General features: G+C 37.9%; 13 protein-coding genes. 4 read left to right on the top strand and 9 right to left on the bottom strand.

Going from position 1 to position 17,134, the window contains the following annotated elements; all coding sequences use genetic code 11:
* Window positions 1–3: 3 nt before the first annotated feature.
* The 4 genes from glmS to alaS form a co-directional block, all read right to left on the bottom strand.
* A complete protein-coding gene (gene glmS / locus PZ892_RS05060) occupies window positions 4–1,845 on the bottom strand; it encodes a glutamine--fructose-6-phosphate transaminase (isomerizing) (RefSeq protein ID WP_094258210.1) in 1,842 nt (613 codons plus the stop codon).
* A gap of 128 nt (window positions 1,846–1,973) precedes the next feature.
* Window positions 1,974–2,666, bottom strand: coding sequence for a response regulator transcription factor (locus PZ892_RS05055; RefSeq protein ID WP_094258209.1), 693 nt, complete (start codon window positions 2,664–2,666; stop codon window positions 1,974–1,976).
* A gap of 102 nt (window positions 2,667–2,768) precedes the next feature.
* Window positions 2,769–3,875, bottom strand: a complete 1,107-nt coding sequence (locus PZ892_RS05050; RefSeq protein ID WP_277712248.1) for a TlpA disulfide reductase family protein — start codon at window positions 3,873–3,875, stop codon at window positions 2,769–2,771.
* Between the two features lie 4 nt (window positions 3,876–3,879).
* Window positions 3,880–6,495, bottom strand: a complete 2,616-nt coding sequence (gene alaS, locus PZ892_RS05045) for an alanine--tRNA ligase (protein ID WP_277712247.1) — start codon at window positions 6,493–6,495, stop codon at window positions 3,880–3,882.
* 134 nt (window positions 6,496–6,629) lie between these two features.
* On the opposite strand from alaS, the gene PZ892_RS05040 reads away from it, so the two are divergent.
* The 3 genes from PZ892_RS05040 (at window position 6,630) to PZ892_RS05030 (ending at window position 9,763) form a co-directional block, all read left to right on the top strand.
* Window positions 6,630–7,469, top strand: a complete 840-nt coding sequence (locus PZ892_RS05040) for a universal stress protein (RefSeq protein ID WP_094258206.1) — start codon at window positions 6,630–6,632, stop codon at window positions 7,467–7,469.
* A gap of 13 nt (window positions 7,470–7,482) precedes the next feature.
* Window positions 7,483–8,340 carry a universal stress protein gene (locus tag PZ892_RS05035; RefSeq protein ID WP_094280369.1) on the top strand — a complete coding sequence of 286 codons (858 nt, stop codon included), beginning with the start codon at window positions 7,483–7,485 and terminating at the stop codon, window positions 8,338–8,340.
* Window positions 8,341–8,446: 106 nt separating this feature from the next.
* The gene (locus PZ892_RS05030) at window positions 8,447–9,763 is read left to right on the top strand and encodes an OmpA family protein (RefSeq protein ID WP_094280368.1); all 1,317 of its coding nucleotides are present in this window, start codon (window positions 8,447–8,449) and stop codon (window positions 9,761–9,763) included.
* Window positions 9,764–9,831: 68 nt separating this feature from the next.
* Here PZ892_RS05030 and PZ892_RS05025 read toward each other — a convergent pair whose 3' ends face one another.
* Window positions 9,832–10,194, bottom strand: coding sequence for a VOC family protein (locus PZ892_RS05025; RefSeq protein ID WP_182499032.1), 363 nt, complete (start codon window positions 10,192–10,194; stop codon window positions 9,832–9,834).
* Window positions 10,195–10,264: 70 nt separating this feature from the next.
* Window positions 10,265–11,755, bottom strand: a complete 1,491-nt coding sequence (locus tag PZ892_RS05020; protein ID WP_182499033.1) for an amino acid permease — start codon at window positions 11,753–11,755, stop codon at window positions 10,265–10,267.
* A 465-nt stretch (window positions 11,756–12,220) separates the two neighbouring features.
* On the opposite strand from PZ892_RS05020, the gene PZ892_RS05015 reads away from it, so the two are divergent.
* The gene (locus PZ892_RS05015; RefSeq protein WP_094280365.1) at window positions 12,221–14,050 is read left to right on the top strand and encodes a DEAD/DEAH box helicase; all 1,830 of its coding nucleotides are present in this window, start codon (window positions 12,221–12,223) and stop codon (window positions 14,048–14,050) included.
* Between the two features lie 40 nt (window positions 14,051–14,090).
* On the opposite strand, the gene PZ892_RS05010 is transcribed toward PZ892_RS05015, so the two are convergent.
* The 3 genes from PZ892_RS05010 to rlmB all read right to left on the bottom strand — a co-directional run bounded on the left by PZ892_RS05010 (window position 14,091) and on the right by rlmB (window position 17,131).
* Window positions 14,091–15,623 (bottom strand): aspartate/glutamate racemase family protein, encoded by a 1,533-nt coding sequence (locus PZ892_RS05010; protein ID WP_277712243.1) that lies wholly within the window; start codon window positions 15,621–15,623, stop codon window positions 14,091–14,093.
* A 101-nt stretch (window positions 15,624–15,724) separates the two neighbouring features.
* Window positions 15,725–16,348 (bottom strand): HPP family protein, encoded by a 624-nt coding sequence (locus tag PZ892_RS05005; protein WP_277712242.1) that lies wholly within the window; start codon window positions 16,346–16,348, stop codon window positions 15,725–15,727.
* A 6-nt stretch (window positions 16,349–16,354) separates the two neighbouring features.
* The gene (gene rlmB, locus PZ892_RS05000) at window positions 16,355–17,131 is read right to left on the bottom strand and encodes a 23S rRNA (guanosine(2251)-2'-O)-methyltransferase RlmB (RefSeq protein WP_277712240.1); all 777 of its coding nucleotides are present in this window, start codon (window positions 17,129–17,131) and stop codon (window positions 16,355–16,357) included.
* Between the last annotated feature and the right edge of the window lie 3 nt (window positions 17,132–17,134).

Here is a 17,134-nt window from a genome sequence, read left to right as displayed (position 1 = left end):
ATACTATTCCACAGTTACTGATTTAGCTAAATTCCTTGGTTTATCAACATCTAAACCGCGGTATACCCCAATGTAATAGGACAGTAGTTGCAATGGTACTACCGTTAATAATGGAGCTATAACTTCATCAGCCTCTGGAACAACCATCACATCATTGGAGATGCTAGGTGTGATTTCATCTCCTTCTGTCATAACAGAGATAACCATACCTTTTCTGGCTTTGATTTCTTGGATATTACTTACGATTTTTTCATGGTAAGCGTCTTTACTCGCAATAAAAACTACTGGTAATTCTTCATCAACCAAAGCGATTGGGCCATGCTTCATCTCAGCAGCAGGATATCCTTCAGCATGGATATATGAAATCTCTTTTAATTTCAAGGCACCTTCTAATGCCGTTGGAAAATTATACCCACGACCTAAGTATAGAACATCACGTGCATCCTTGTACTTATAAGCAATGGCTTTAATATTATCTACTTCGTTGTCTAATACCCATTGAACTTTCTCAGGGATATCGTTCAACTCTTTACATAATTCATCAAATCGTTCGTCACTTATAGTTCCTTTTGCCTTAGCAAGTTTTAATGCAAACAACATTAATACAGCCAACTGCGCAGTATAAGCTTTTGTACTCGCTACACCGATTTCTGGTCCAGCATGGGTATAACATCCCGCATGGGATATCCTAGCGATAGAAGAACCTACAACATTCACAATGCCGAAAATAGTAGCCCCTTGAGCTTTAGCACGTTCTAATGCAACTAAGGTATCAGCTGTCTCTCCACTCTGCGAAATAGCAATGATTACATCATCTGAACCAATTACTGGATTTCTGTATCTGAACTCAGATGCATACTCCACTTCCACATTCACCCGGCATAACTCCTCGATTACATACTCTGCAACAAGACCAGCATGCCAACTGGTTCCACAGGCTACAATAATGATACGTCGAGCATTTGCTAATTTATCTTGGATAGCATCTACTCCACTCAAAATAATACGATGTTCATTTAAAATCAATCGTCCTCTAAGTGAATCTGCAATGGTAGTTGGTTGCTCAAAGATCTCTTTTAACATAAAGTGATCATAACCTCCTTTTTCAATCGCAGCTAACTCAATATCCAACTTCTGAACAAAAGGAGTAATTACTTCATTTCCTAAATTCTTCAAGATTAATTCATCTGGCTTTACGATAGCCAATTCATAATCATTGATATACACCACTTCTTTGGTGTAAGCAAGCATCGGGGAAGCATCAGAACCTAAGAAATGTTCATTTTTTCCAATTCCAATTACCAAAGGACTTCCTTTACGAGCAGCAATGATCGTATCTGGCTGATCGGCAGCAATGATTAAGATCACATAAGCTCCTGTTACCCTTTTCAAGGCAATACGAATAGCTTCTTCTAATCCACATTCATTTTTTGCTTGAATATCTTCGATAAAGTTTAAAAGGACCTCTGAGTCAGTATCTGATTTAAATTCGTATCCAGCTTTAGTAAGTTCGTTTTTCAGTTGGGCATAATTCTCGATAATACCATTATGGATCATCGCAAGTTTCCCTGATTTGGAATAGTGAGGATGCGCATTTCGGTCCGAAGGCTCACCATGCGTCGCCCAACGCGTGTGACCAATTCCAGTTGTGCCAGCAGTAGATTGGTCTCCAACAAATTCTTCAAGTGCAGCTACTTTACCTGCTTTTTTATAGACCATCAAGGAATCTCCCTGTTGAAGTGCAACACCCGCACTATCATAACCCCTATATTCTAATTTCTTTAGGCCATCTATCACAATGGGATAGGCTTGGCGAGTTCCGGTATAACCGACAATTCCACACATACTTTGTTCTCTTTTAATTTAAGTTTTAAAATATTGAATAAATATATAAAATTTCTTCATGCAATCGTTTGCGCGCATTAAAAAACAAAAACCGAACCAATCTGGTCCGGTTTTGTAATTAATATTTTTTATTCAAGTTCGAACTTATAGCCAACCCCTTTTACCGTAGTGACATAGCTATCTCCGATCTTCTCTCGGAGCTTTCGAATGTGTACATCGATGGTCCGATTTGTAACAACGACTGAATCCTCCCATATCGCCTTTAAAATCTGTTCCCTAGTGAAAACCTTATTTGGTTTAGAAGCTAAAAGGTATAATAACTCAAATTCCTTCTTCGCTAATACGAACTTCTCATCTCCTCTAAATACCAAAAAGGAATCTCTATCTATGACAAGGTCCGCAATCTCTAATTTATCCGTCACCTGATCATCGATGACCTCTGTTGTATTTCTTCTTAAAATCGCATTAATCCGACTCATTAATGCCCTTGGTTTGATAGGCTTCGCAATATAATCATCTGCCCCTACATGAAAACCAGCAATCTCAGAATATTCCTCACTCCGCGCTGTTAAGAAAACCATAAAAACCTGTTTGAATTCAGGCATAGAACGCATTAATCGACAAGCTTCTATCCCATCCATCTCAGGCATCATCACATCTAAGATGATAAGGTCCGGAAAAACCTCTTTGGCTACTTTAATAGCTTCTTTCCCATTCGAAGCCGTATATACTTGGTACCCTTCCTTGGTTAAATTGTACGAAATAAGTTCGACAATATCCGATTCATCATCAACCACAAGAATCTTTTGATTATTGGCCATATAAGCTGTTTTTTTTGCTAAAGGTATATACTTAATTATAAAATAAAGTTACCTAAAAGTTATGAAATTGTTAAGCCTTAAAATAGACTTAACAATCTATTCTTATTTTATTAAGGTTTTCGTTAAAAAATCTTCTAATTGCTTACCTCTCAAATTCTTAGCAATAATCACTCCTTGCTCATCTAATAAGTATGATGCAGGGATGCCTTTTATCGAATAATCAATAATCAATGGCGAACTCCAAGCCTGTAAATCAGATATATTGGTCCAAGTCAATTTATCATCTTCGATCGCTCGCATCCATGAACCTGGGTTATTATCCAATGAAACTCCTAAAACAGTAAAATTACGATCTTTAAAAGCATTATATTGTTTGACGATATTTGGATTCTCTTCCCGACATGGCATACACCAGGAAGCCCAAAAGTCTACCAAAACATACTTCCCTTTATAATCAGACAATTTAACGGTTTTATTATCTGGAGTATAAGCCAATATCTCTGGTGCAACTTGACCAACAGCCAATTTCCTCAACTTATCAACCTCTGTCTTAAACTCATTGACAAAGCGGTTGTTCGGAAATTCATCCTTGATCTTGTCAGCGTAAGCTATTAATTCTGGCTCGGCCATTTCAGGATCCAAAGTACTCATGACATAAAAACCTGCTAAATCATTATTCTTCTGTGCAAATGATACAGCCTCAGCAATGTAGTTTTTAAAGAAAGGCTCAAACTTCATCAACATCTCCGAACGTAGGTTTTGAATACCATTGGCATCCATATCCGCCGTCGCACTGGAAAATGATTGTTGCAAGGAATCTCTCACAAAATCAATCCGTGATTTCTGAACAGCAAATTCTTTTAATTTTTGAGATAACTCGGAACCTTGAATATCATACTGCTCTGGACTCTGTAGATTAACATTGAATTCAACGGCCTTACCTGGTTCTAATATTATGGGATATCTATTTTTCCCAACTGCCAATGTAAGCAAACGCTCTTGGGTAGCTGGCCTCTCAAATTTAAACCTATTACCATCTGCAATAAACGTGGAATCTAACTTTTGATCACCCTCATAAAAGCTAACGACTTTTACATTACCTGGGTTTTCTATCACTCCAGAAATTTGAATGGTATCAGAATTTGAACAGGCAGCAAAGGTTGTTGCCAATAATCCTAGTAATCCAATTTGTATTGCAAACTTTTTCATTCCTTTATTTTATGTACTCTCTAGATTTTGAAATCGCTTTTTCTAAACCTGAAGCATCCTTACCTCCAGCTGTAGCAAAGAAGGGTTGACCACCTCCACCACCTTGGATTTCCTTCGCTAAATCCCTAACGATATTTCCAGCATGCATTCCTTTTTCCTTCGCCAGGTTATCAGAGATCATCACCGTAATACTTGGCTTACCATCTATAACTGCACCTAAGACGATGAAAATATCATTAATCGCTCCTTTCAAGGTATAAGCCAATGTTTTCACAGCATCCACGCTCGGAAGATCAACAATCGTAGCAACATAGTTGATATCCCCAACTTTTTCTAACTTCTTCTCGATCTCATCCTTAAGACCTTGAGACTTCTCTTTTACGTAATTCTCAATTTCTTTCTTCAATGAATTATTCTCATCCAACAACTTGGAAAGTGCTGAAACAAAATCCTTCGGATTGTTCATCAATTCCTTTAGATTATCCAATAATTCAAAATGCTCCCGAATAACCAATTCAGAGCGTGTACCTGTAATGGCTTCAATCCTTCTTACGCCTGCAGCAACCGCTGATTCTGAAAGAATCTTAAAGAAACCTATTTGACCTGTCGCAGCTACGTGAGTACCCCCACATAATTCCTTGGAATAAGTATCGTCGAATGTAATCACACGAACATGATCACCATATTTCTCACCAAACAATGCAGTAACTCCCGAGTCAATCGCCTTTTGGAATGGCACATTGCGCTCTTCTTTTAATGGAATATCCTGTCTGATTTTCGCATTGACAATATCCTCGATTTGCTTAATTTCCTCATAAGTTAATTTCGCAAAATGAGAAAAGTCAAAACGTAAAACATCTGGAGAAACCAATGAACCTTTTTGATTCACATGGTCACCTAATACCTGCTTCAATGCAGCATGTAGCAAATGCGTAGCTGAGTGGTTCGCCTCTGTATCTTTTCTTTTCTGTCCATCCACAACTGCCTCAAAACTTCCTGTTAATACAGAAGGTAATTGGTTCACAAAATGAATGAACAATCCATTCTCTTTTTTCGTATCGATGATACTTACTTTTTCATTGGTATCCAACGATCGAATATAGCCCTTATCACCAACCTGACCCCCACCTTCTGCATAGAATGGTGTTTCAGTCAAAACCAACTGGAATTGATCCTTACCTTTACTTGAAACTTTTCTATATTTTACAATCTCAGTAGTAGCATTTAAGGAGTCATATCCTACAAATTCACTTTCTTCATCATCATTCACCAAAACCCAATCTCCGGTATCAATTGCTGTTGCTGCTCTCGATCTTTCTTTTTGTGCTAGTAATGCTTGTTGAAAGCCATTCATATCAACGCTCAACCCTTGTTCTCTTGCCAATAATTCGGTCAAGTCAATTGGGAATCCAAATGTATCGAATAATTCAAAGGCAAATTCACCATCAATGGTCTTATTATCACTTGCATAAGATTCAAAACGTTGAATTCCTTGGGTCAAGGTTCTCAAAAACGAAACCTCTTCTTCTAAAATCACCTTTTCAACAAAATCCTGTTGTTGATATAACTCATCAAAAACTCCTTTGAACTGCTCTGCCAATACTGGAACTAATTCATGAATAAATGGATTTTTGAAATGAAGGAAGGTATAGGCATAACGAACCGCCCGTCTTAAAATACGACGGATCACATATCCTGCCTTATTATTTGATGGCAATTGCCCATCTGCAATCGCAAAACTAACAGCACGAATATGGTCAGATAATACTCGCATTGCGATATCTGTCTTTTCGTCTGCTCCATATTCAATTCCTGATTTCTTCGCTATAAATTGAATCAATGGTTGAAATACATCTGTATCATAATTCGAAGATTTCCCTTGAATAGCACGAACCAAACGTTCAAAGCCCATTCCCGTATCCACATGTTTTGCTGGTAAGGATACTAAGCTACCATCTTTTAGCCTGTTGAACTGCATAAATACCAGATTCCAGATCTCAATAACCTGCGGATCATCCATATTTACCAAATCCTGGCCTTTTACTGCTTCGCGTTCTTCGGTTGAGCGCATATCATAATGGATCTCGGAACAAGGACCACATGGACCCGTGTCACCCATCTCCCAGAAATTATCTTTTTTATTCCCTAATAGAATTCTATCTTCCGGAATCAAGGCTTTCCAAAGATTGAAGGCCTCTTCGTCTCTTTGCAATCCTTCTGTTGCATCTCCCTCGAAAATAGTGACATATAAACGGTCCTTATCTAATTTTAATACCTCCGTCAAAAGTTCCCAAGCCCACTCAATAGCTTCTTTCTTGAAATAATCACCAAATGACCAATTCCCCAACATTTCAAATAAGGTATGGTGATAGGTATCTATCCCTACTTCTTCAAGGTCATTATGCTTACCAGAAACACGAAGGCAACGCTGAGTATCCGCAACACGAGGATATTTTGCTACAGCTTCTCCTAGAAACAACTCCTTGAATTGGTTCATCCCTGCATTTGTAAACATTAATGTAGGGTCATTCTTCACTACTACAGGTGCTGATGGAACAATTTGATGCCCCTTACTTTTAAAAAAATCTAAAAAGGCTTGACGTATATCTCTACTAGTCATTTAATTCGTATCTAATTTTAGCTGCAAACTTACTTAAATTTGATGAGGAAACTCCCCCTTCAAGCCAATTTTTATTAATATGACGCATATTTTTACTAAATTTATCTCAGGAAAAACACACAACAAAATAATTCATGGAAATGACAATTATTGTCCCAACTGATTTTTCTGAAAATGCAAGATTCGCGGCCGATTATGCCTGCCAACTTGCCCAAGGAAAAGGTCATAACATCCACCTATTACATTGCTATACGACAAGCTCTGTCGGTGAAGATTCTTCTGAGGAAAGCAATGGTTCCGGCTTATTGGCGGATCAAAAAATTCAGGAACTCCAAACACAACTGGTTAAATCATATCCTGATCTGCATATCAGTATTGAATGCTCCAGAAGTTTAATCATTGATAAATTGACTGAATTATCGCAATCTGGGAAATATGCTCTAATTGTCATGGGAGCATCTGGGGCTAGTCAATTAAAATCCTTGTACTGGGGTTCGACAACCGTCGCAGTCGCATCCAAATCAGAAGTGCCTGTAATCGTTATTCCTAATCAAGCATTTACTTTTGATATTAACCACGCAGCCTTATTAACAAACTTTAAAGCTGCCGAACTTGACACTCTAAAAGAGTTTCAAGAAATAATCGGAATTCCGAACGACCTTACATTAATCCATGTTTTCAAAGATGGGCCTAAGCCAGAAAATGTAAAAGATGATTTAAATTCTTGGGCTTATAATGTTCGTGAAATGGGAGCCATCCACGAGGTTCTAACCATTGCCGAACCTATCAACAAAGAAGACATTGAATTGGATTCTGTCCCTGAAATGGTGAGTAAGATCATTTCTGAGGTCAACCCTCAAATTATATTAATCACACCAAGTAGAAAAACATTCTTCGAAAGATTGTTTAAGCGTTCTGTTTCTAAGGCTTTAGCCCTAGAATTAAACAAACCCGCATTTTTCGACAAAATTTAAAAAACTATACAGCATGAGTAAATTACTTATACCAATTGACTTTAGTGAGAATTCTGATAACGCAATCCATTATGCTGCTGAAATCGCTCAGCAAACAGGTCAGGAAATTGACTTGATTCATGTGTTCTCTCAACATTCAAATACCTATGCGAATGTTAAAGGAGATACTCCTTTAAATGACCCTAGAGTTCCTGAAGCTGAACAGAACATGATTGCAACCCTTGAAAAATATCAGCAAGAATTCCCATCTGTAAAGCTAAATAGCATTTTCAAAGATGGAAACCTATATGATGAAATCAAGGCTGTAACCAACGCTACTGCTTATGATGCCGTTGTAATGGGGACACATGGTGCTTCTGGATTAGATGCTGTATTTATTGGAAGCAATACTTATGACACCATTTCTAATACCACCACTCCAGTTTTAGCAGTTCCTGAAACATCAACAAAATTCAAAAAAGACAATGTTGCCTTGTTATGTAATTTCAAGGAGGCTGAGCTAACTGCATTACAACAAGCAATCCCTTTGTTCAAAACTGATTACCGTTTGATTTTAATCCATGTTAACACAACGGATAGACCTATAAAGGATATTGATGCTGATTTTAAAAATTGGATCGATAGAATTGAATCTGAATTAGGTATTTCGGATATCTCCTATATTATCAAGCCTCAAACTTTGTTCATGCGACAGAAAGAAACCGTTGCCCAGGCAATAACCTCTGTCCTATTAGATGAACAAGTAGATATTTTAATTCTTACTAAAAGTAAAAAAAGTGTTTTCAGACAATTGACGGAGTCAAATGTAATTAAGAAAATGGCTTTTAACATTCAAATTCCAACCTTTTTCGCCAGAGTACTGAAAGGATAGGTATAGAATTTTGACTACAAACACATGATATTTTATGCACTGTTGCCAAAACGAATTGTTTTGGCAACAAATTTGCCTTGCCAAAGACATAAAAGCATATAACATTATGAAAACACTCTACTTTAAAAAAGCCAGCGCAATTGCCGCAGCTATTTTAATTTCTTCTGCAACCTTCGCTCAAACCAACACGGCTACCGTTGAAGGTACTACCATTTTGGGTCCAACTTCGCAATACAGAACTTGGTCAGTTGGAGTAAATGCAGGAGTGCTAAACCAATCCAATATTTTCGGCTTCAACAGAGCTGGATTCGATAAATTAAACCACAACGTTGGTTACTCCGCTTACATTAAAAAGCAAATCTCACCTTCTTTCGGACTTAAAGCTCAATATATGGGCGGTAAAGTTGGTGGTGTAAATGAAGATGAAGGAATTGAGTTCGAAACTAAAACTCCTTGGTCTGCTGCTTTATCTGGTGAGTTTACAGCAGCTAATACGAACTGGAGATTCTTTAACAGCATTATCAAACCTTACTTCGCTGTGGGTATTGGAGCATTGAATTCTGAAACAACCCTTACTGAAGGTGAAACTTCAACAACTGCTGATTCTCAAACAAAACTTTTTGTTCCTGTTGATGCTGGTTTAAAATTCGCTGTTGCGCGTGGTATTAACGTAGATTTAGGATATCAATTGAATTGGGCTAACCAAAACTTCGACGGTATCCGCGGTGGTCAATACAAAAATGACCTATTCTCTTACGCTCATGCTGGTTTAGAGATTGCTTTAGGTGATGGAAATAAACCTTACTTAGGTAATTCAAACCCTGTTGCAACAATGGCAGCAAAATATGATGAGTTAAAAGCTGAACGCGATGCTTTAGTTGCTGCTAATGAAAAATTACAATCTAATATGGACGAAATCAATGCTGGTTTGGAAGATAACGATGGTGATGGGGTAGCAAATAAATTTGATAAATGTCCTGACACTCCAGCTGGAACTAAAGTTGATGGTGCTGGATGTCCTCTTCCTGAAGTTAAACACGAAACTAAAGTAGTTGAAAAAATCGTTGTTACCGAAGAAGATAGAAAAGTAGTGGATGAAGCTATTAAAAACCTTGAGTTTGATTTGAGCAAAGCAACTATTCGTCCTACATCTTACGAATCTTTAAACAGAGTGGCTGCTCTATTGATCGAGAAAAACTTCAGTTTGAAATTGGCTGGTCACACAGATAACACTGGTTCATTACAATTGAACTTACGTTTATCTAAAGAACGTGCTGAATCAGTAAAAGCTTACTTAGTATCTAAAGGAGCTAACGCGTCACGTATCGAAGCAACTGGATATGGTCCTAACCAACCTATTGCAACTAACAGTACTCCAGAAGGACGTCAGTTAAATCGTCGTGTTGAGTTCACTTTATTCTAAGAATAAATTCGCAATAAGCTAAACAACATACAATCATGAAGAAGGCCTGCGCTAGCAGGTCTTCTTTTTTATTTTATTTCCTCGCCAAATTGCAAGACATATCCATTGTTATCATAGATACCAAACTCCCGCATCCCCCATTCAAAATCTTCCAGCTCATAACATACCTCAACAGTATCTTTTAGTGCCTCCCAAATAGCGGAAACATCCTCACAAACCATATATAAACTCCCCGTAAAAATCGGCTTGCTAAAGGAAACAGAATCTGGAGCTTTTGATACCATGAGTTGTACTTCATCCTTTTGAAATCTGACCCAGGATAAATTCTCTGAACTAGAAATTAACCTGAATCCTAATACCTCGCAATAAAAAATAATTGATTCCTCAATATCCTTGCTATATAAAATGGGTTGTATGGCTGTAAGTTTCATATCCTTAAGTTAAAAAAACAAAGGGGTAGAAAGCAAATGCCCTACCCCTTAAAAAAAATATTATCTTCTTTTATTCAGATGGTCCTGAAGCTTCTGCTTCTTTCTCTTTTCTGATCTTTGAATGTTTATGCCCATATAAGAAATAGAGCACAACTCCAATTAGCATCCAGATCCCTAATCGTTCCCAACTTTCTATCGGAAGACCAGCCATCATCAAGACACATACTAAAATCCCTAAAATTGGAACTAATGGAACCAATGGTGTTTTAAATGGTCTTTCAATGGTAGGATTAGTTTTACGCAATACCAAAACGCCAATACAAACAAGGGTGAAGGCAAATAATGTTCCTATACTCACCATATGTCCTAAATCAGATACTGGAACAAAACCCGCGAATAAACTTACAAAAACCATGAAAATCAAGTTTGTTTTCCAAGGAGTTTGTCTCTTTGATAAATCAGAGAATAACTTTGGCAACAATCCATCCTTACTCATTGAATAGAACACCCTACTTTGACCTAATAACATCACTAGGATTACAGAGGTATAACCAGCAATAATAGTCACAATCATCGCTGTATTCAAGAAGTGATATCCCGTTTTTTCAAATGCTGTTGCTACTGGTTTCGCATCCCCACTAAAAATAGTATATGGTGCTAATCCAGTCATTACGTATGCAAACAATACATATAAAATAGTACAGACTATCAACGAACCGATAATCCCAATTGGCATTCCTTTTTTAGGATCTTTGGCTTCCTGAGCTGCTGTACTGACCGCATCAAATCCAATAAATGCAAAGAATACTACCCCTGCAGCTTGAAGAATCCCGGTCCAGCCATAGTGTCCCCGATAATCACTATTCCAGAACTCCCAAAATCCCATTTGACCATTTTTAACCATCTCCTCACCTTCATTCACTGGAATTAATGGGCTATGATTTGCTGGGTCAATAAACTGCCATCCCAATACAATAAATAAAATTACTACGGCTACCTTCAGGATAACCAAAATATTATTCACAAAGGAAGACTCTTGTGTTCCTCGCATTAATAATAAGGATAGCAAACAAACAATTATGATAGCAGGTAAGTTAATCACGCCTCCCTCAAAAGGTCCCGAAAGAACTTCTGGAGGAAGATGTATTCCCAGGAGCAAGAACAGCTCATTCACATATTGAGACCAGCTGACTGCAACTGTCGCTGCCGCCAATGCATATTCCAAGACAAGATCCCAACCAATAATCCAGGCCATAAACTCCCCCATTGTTGCATATGAGTACGTATAGGCACTCCCCGCAACCGGAATCATCGAAGCAAATTCAGCATAACACAAACCCGCAAAGGCACATCCTACAGCTGCAATAATAAATGAAATCATTACAGCAGGTCCAGCATGGTCTGCTGCTGCTATCCCCGTCAGCGAGAATAATCCAGCTCCAATAATGGCCCCAATCCCTAAGGCAATAAGCCCCGAGCTCGATAAGGTCCGCTTCAGCGTACCTTCCCCACTCTGCTCCGCCTCAGAAACTAATTTTGAAATTGATTTTTTATACCACATAAATTTAGATGAATAATTAAAGAATCAAACCTACAAAAAAATTAAAATAATTAACGAATCATTATAAATTCAATACAAACTCTCCCAATTAGTTCAAATTTCCCCTAATAACCCGCAATTGTTTTACAATAATTCTTAATTGAAATTATTTATCAGAATATATTTTGGCTATTTTTAATATCTCCAAAATATTATTATTGAAAAATATTTGCCTCCTCACTTCATTTTGTAAAATATCAATGATTTTATTTTAAAAGTATTGATTTTTAAACCAATACCTTATATCAACAGATAAGAATAAATTTTTAATAAAGATATTTTAATTCACTGAATATCACCAATTCAACTATTTTTAATAAAAATGGTAGTTTTTAATCCTCAAGCTATTGAAAATTAGGATATATCAATTATTGTGGTTACCTTTGCACCGCCTTAGGCAATTGTGCCTATTGTATATTTTATTTCATGAACCCATTTTTAGAACTGGGAATCCGTCATGAGATTGTTAATGCCATCACTGAGTTAGGTTTCGAGAAACCTTCTCCCATCCAGGAAAAAGCCATTCCTGTATTACTGACTGGTAACGACGATTTTGTCGGATTAGCCCAAACAGGTACAGGGAAGACAGCGGCATTTGGTCTTCCACTTTTAGAACAACTAGACTTTTCATCAAAACAACCTCAAGCATTGGTTCTATGTCCAACGCGTGAGCTATGTTTGCAAATCGCAAGAGACCTAGAAAAATTTGCCAAGTACATCGATAACGTACATGTGGTTGCCGTTTATGGCGGTGCCAATATCGGTGATCAATTACGCCAGATTCGTCGTGGCGTTCAAATCGTTGTTGCAACTCCAGGTAGAATGCTGGACATCATTGGCCGTAATGCCATCGATTTCTCCAATGTTCGCTATGTAGTGCTAGACGAAGCTGACGAAATGTTAAACATGGGATTCCAAGAGGACATCAACAATATCCTTTCGGAAACTCCTGACGACAAAAAAACATGGTTGTTCTCTGCAACTATGCCTAAAGAAGTGCGCCGTATTGCACAAAACTACATGACTGATCCGCAAGAACTGACTGTAGGTACTAAAAATACGGGGAACGAAAATATTGAACACCAATATTTCATGATTAAAGCAAAAGATAAATACGCTGCTTTTAAACGTATTGTCGATTTCTATCCTGATATCTTTGGTATTGTATTCTGTCGTACTAAAATTGAAACCCAAGAAATTGCTGAAGCATTGATCAAAGACGGTTATAACGCCGACTCACTACATGGTGATCTTTCGCAACAGCAACGTGATAAGGTAATGAAACGTTATCGCGAGCGCAACTTACAGCTTCTAATCGCTACGGACGTTGCTGCACGTGGTATTGACGTAAATGACGTAACTCACGTTATTAACTACTCATTGCCTGATGAAGTGGAAAACTATACGCACCGTTCTGGTCGTACTGCTCGTGCCGGTAAAACTGGTATTTCTATCTCATTAATCAATGTGAAAGAAATGAGTAAAATCCGTCATATCGAAAAGATTATCGGAAAAGAGTTTATCCGCAAGCAAGTGCCTCAAGGTACTGAAGTATGTGAAAAACAATTGTTCTCTATCGTGGACAAAGTTCACAACGTAGAAGTACATGAGGAGCAAATCAATGCTTTCTTACCTCAAATTATGGAAAGTCTTCAAGACCTATCCAAAGAAGAGGTAATCAAAAGATTTGCATCTCTAGAATTTAACAGATTCTTGAACTATTATCAAGATGCCCCTGACTTGAACATGGAAGCTCGCGAAGCGAGAGGAGAACGTTCTGAAAGAGGTGAGCGTCGTACTGGATCTAAAGGTTATACTAGATTATTTATCAACCTTGGATCAGTAGATGAGTTCAGCCGTGGAGAAATGCTTTCTTTTATTTGTAATAAAGGTAAAATCTCCGGAAAATCAGTTGGTAAAATAGACCTTAAAGGTGTATTCACTTTCTTCGAAGTATTAGATGCTGACGTGGATAGTGTATTCCAAGGATTTAAAGGCGTTGATTTCAACGGAAGAAATGTAAGAATTGAAGTTTCTGGTGACAGACCTTCTTCAGACAGAGGCGGAAGACGTCGCTCTGGAGGTGGTGGTGGTGACCGCAGAGACAGAGGTGATAGAGGTGGTGACAGAGGTTCGCGTGGTGGATCTGGTCGTAGAGACAGAAGTGATAGAGGTGGCGACAGAGGCGGTTCTGGTGGTGGTTTCCGTGATTTCTCAGGAAAACGTAGAGACAGAGAATCTAGAAGTAGATTTTAAGCATAAAAAAAATAAGCTCCTAATTAGGAGCTTATTTTTTTTATTTTATTCTGATATTTTCTTTATGCTTCTTCATCTTTTTATTTCCATTTGAAAAATTTCGCATTAATTCATACGTATTCGGAATTACAGCTTTAAATCGATCTAATGTCATCTCCGAAACATTCCCTTTATCAAACGGAACAACCTTAACATACTCCTGAATTTCATTTTCCTGACGACCATACTTATAATTATACGTAAATCTCGCCTCCTGCCCCTCTAATTCAACAGACCTATTATCCTGATTTGGAACGGAAATATAAAACTCTGAATTTCTCAACATATCCCCTTTCCCATTAAATAGATCCTTTTGCTCAAGTGCCTCATATAATTCTCTGGCAACAAAAACGGAAGGATCTATAATATGCACCTCATCATCTATCAATGCCTTGTACTTAAATTCACCATCATTCCCTTTATACTCTTTCAACTCAGCTAGTACTTGATTGATTTCTTTAACTAGATATGGATAATGCGTACAACCTAGAATCATAGATTTCAAAGGTTTCGCTCCTTCGGTTTTTCGCATTTGCTCCAAAAGACTCACTAAATGATAACGAATATAATTCTCCGATGAATTTATCTGCATCACACTGCAGTCTTCCGTATCCTTGCTATCGCATAACATTTGATTTTTATCAAAGTTAAAATTATAGATATCCAATAAGGTGCGATCTATTTGAAAGTCTTTATTATCCAAGGCAGGACCGCGATAATCTGATCTTGGGTCTTGTGCACTCCGCTTGATAAAATCAGGCTCCTCATCAACTGCCTCCGCCACGCCGTGACCACCTTGATTGTATATTTGGATATCTCCTGTTAAACCCAGTTGCGAAATCTGTTCTCGCAAAGTTCTCTCATATCCTCCCGAGGCAACCGTACCTACCGTTGCAAACACCGCAATTGAACCTGATTCATTTTTATCAAACAACGCTAAAGTACCTCTAGCAGCTGCATTGATAACACCTATTACAGGAACATTCAGATTTGTTTTATGCATAAATGCTTCGGCATCCTTGTATCCATAAGCAGTGGCCGTATTACAAGCAATCACAATCGCTTTTACCTTCTCTTTATCGGATTTATACTTTGGTGAATCATAACTCGGATAGTATTTATTCGATAATAAAAACTGAAAATCCTTAATAATATGCTCTATCAACAAATCGTCTTTTTTTGCTGAATGGTAGTTTCCATAGGGCATATTTGCCTGATCAGCCAAATAAATAAAATTCTCGTTTCTAAAATCTAGAATCCCATCTTTGCCATTGCTTTTTGAATGGTTATTATGCTCATCAAAATTAACTAAGGCATCTAAGACTGTTAGACCTCCTGTTCCAGAGTCAAAAACTCCAATAGGTAGATTCTTTAATGATTTGGGGTATTCCTTGAAATTGATGTAATAAAAACTTTTTTGATCCTTCAGGATCGCATTTTCAATTTGTAATGAAGTCTGAGCTTGAACACAAAATGTACTGCCAAGCGATAATGCAAAAATAGCAAAGCTATTCATCAGGGTTAGGTGTTTCATTGGACATTCGGTAGATTACCGTAAAGTTATTTGTTTATTCTTAATTTCAAAACAAATAACGCATAAACGTGCAAATATTACGCATAAAAAAGACCAATATTCTAAATATTGGTCTGCTTATTTAAAAACCGTTGTCTCAATTGCCTTCTTCTAGATCGTCTCAACCTGGAATATCGAACTGGATAATGCCTCTTTTTAGTGATATTATTAAAAATCAATGCAACTAACAATAAGATTAATGCGCCAGAAAACACAGGAGAAAGTACATACCAATAGCCTAGTTCCGTTATTTTAGCTCCTCCACTCACTGCAATTAATGCAGTAGCTCCGCCCGGTGGATGCAAGCTTCGTGTAACCTGCATCGCCACTATCGAACTGGCTACGGCTAATGGTGCCGTCATCCAAATAACGTCCGGCAATAGCTTTGCAACTGTTACCCCCACAATAGCAGATACCACATGACCGACAACCAGGTTTCTTGGCTGGGCTAATGGACTTTGAATGGCTCCATATACTAAAACAGCAGAGGCTCCAAAGGAGCCAATCAAGAATACGTTTTCTAATCCCGAAAATTGCAAGGACTGTAGGAAAGCAATAATCCCAATCCCTATAAATGCCCCAAAAAAGGACCAAATATGCTCTCTGATGTCAACTAAGGTCTCTCGATACATCACATAGCGATAGACTCGAAATTGCCTACTTACTGATTTCCTTAATTTTTCCAATTAATTTTAAGAAATATTGCGTTGTCTAACTGCTTCATAAATCACTACTGCCGCCGAAACAGACACGTTAAGCGACTCAATCTCACCAAACATCGGAATCTTAGCCAGTTTATCTGAAATACGAATCAAATCATCTGAAACGCCAACATCCTCTGCGCCCATAATAATACAGCTAGGGGCTGTATAATCTACATCATAAATTGATTCTTTTGTTTTCTCAGTACTCACGACCAATTGAATCCCTGAATCAATTAGATATCTTGCCACTCGTGGCAAGGAGTCTTGCCTACAAACTGGAATCTTATATAAGGCTCCTGCCGAAGTCTTGATCGCATCTGGATTGATTTCCGCTGATCCTTTCTTAGGAACAATGATCGCATGAACACCCGCACATTCCGCAGTACGTGCAATCGCGCCCATATTACGTACATCAGTCACCCCATCTAACATCAATAACAAAGGAGTCTCTCCTTTTTCATAAATACTTGGCAATAAATCTTCAATATCTTGATACGTAATCGGTGAAATAACCGCAACAATCCCTTGGTGGTTCTTACGTGTAATACGATTAAGTTTTTCAATAGGAACTTGTTGATAAGCTAAATTCTGTTCCTTGACCAAAGCTTTGAACTCTGCAAACAATGGACCTGATAACCCGCGTTGAACAAATAAGGATTCGATTTCCTTCCCGCTATCAATAGCTTCCATGACAGCACGAATACCAAAAACCATTTGATTGGTTTCTCGTTTCTCCGACCTGTCCCTACGTTGAAAATTTTGCATGTG

Source organism: Sphingobacterium sp. WM (genome assembly GCF_029542465.1).
Taxonomy (GTDB): Bacteria; Bacteroidota; Bacteroidia; order Sphingobacteriales; family Sphingobacteriaceae; genus Sphingobacterium; species Sphingobacterium cellulitidis.
The sequence above is the reverse complement of the archived record's forward strand: the minus strand, read 5'-3'. Positions and strand labels throughout refer to the sequence as shown.

What these genes read in the sequence shown, in the direction of transcription:
- rlmB (WP_277712240.1), bottom strand. Translation starts at nt 17,131, where the DNA reads ATGCAAAATTTTCAACGTAGGGACAGGTCGGAGAAACGAGAAACCAAT.
- PZ892_RS05030 (WP_094280368.1), top strand. Translation starts at nt 8,447, where the DNA reads ATGAAAACACTCTACTTTAAAAAAGCCAGCGCAATTGCCGCAGCTATT.
- glmS (WP_094258210.1), bottom strand. Translation starts at nt 1,845, where the DNA reads ATGTGTGGAATTGTCGGTTATACCGGAACTCGCCAAGCCTATCCCATT.
- PZ892_RS05015 (WP_094280365.1), top strand. Translation starts at nt 12,221, where the DNA reads ATGAACCCATTTTTAGAACTGGGAATCCGTCATGAGATTGTTAATGCC.
- alaS (WP_277712247.1), bottom strand. Translation starts at nt 6,495, where the DNA reads ATGACTAGTAGAGATATACGTCAAGCCTTTTTAGATTTTTTTAAAAGT.
- PZ892_RS05035 (WP_094280369.1), top strand. Translation starts at nt 7,483, where the DNA reads ATGAGTAAATTACTTATACCAATTGACTTTAGTGAGAATTCTGATAAC.
- PZ892_RS05055 (WP_094258209.1), bottom strand. Translation starts at nt 2,666, where the DNA reads ATGGCCAATAATCAAAAGATTCTTGTGGTTGATGATGAATCGGATATT.
- PZ892_RS05025 (WP_182499032.1), bottom strand. Translation starts at nt 10,194, where the DNA reads ATGAAACTTACAGCCATACAACCCATTTTATATAGCAAGGATATTGAG.
- PZ892_RS05050 (WP_277712248.1), bottom strand. Translation starts at nt 3,875, where the DNA reads ATGAAAAAGTTTGCAATACAAATTGGATTACTAGGATTATTGGCAACA.
- PZ892_RS05010 (WP_277712243.1), bottom strand. Translation starts at nt 15,623, where the DNA reads ATGAAACACCTAACCCTGATGAATAGCTTTGCTATTTTTGCATTATCG.
- PZ892_RS05020 (WP_182499033.1), bottom strand. Translation starts at nt 11,755, where the DNA reads ATGTGGTATAAAAAATCAATTTCAAAATTAGTTTCTGAGGCGGAGCAG.
- PZ892_RS05040 (WP_094258206.1), top strand. Translation starts at nt 6,630, where the DNA reads ATGGAAATGACAATTATTGTCCCAACTGATTTTTCTGAAAATGCAAGA.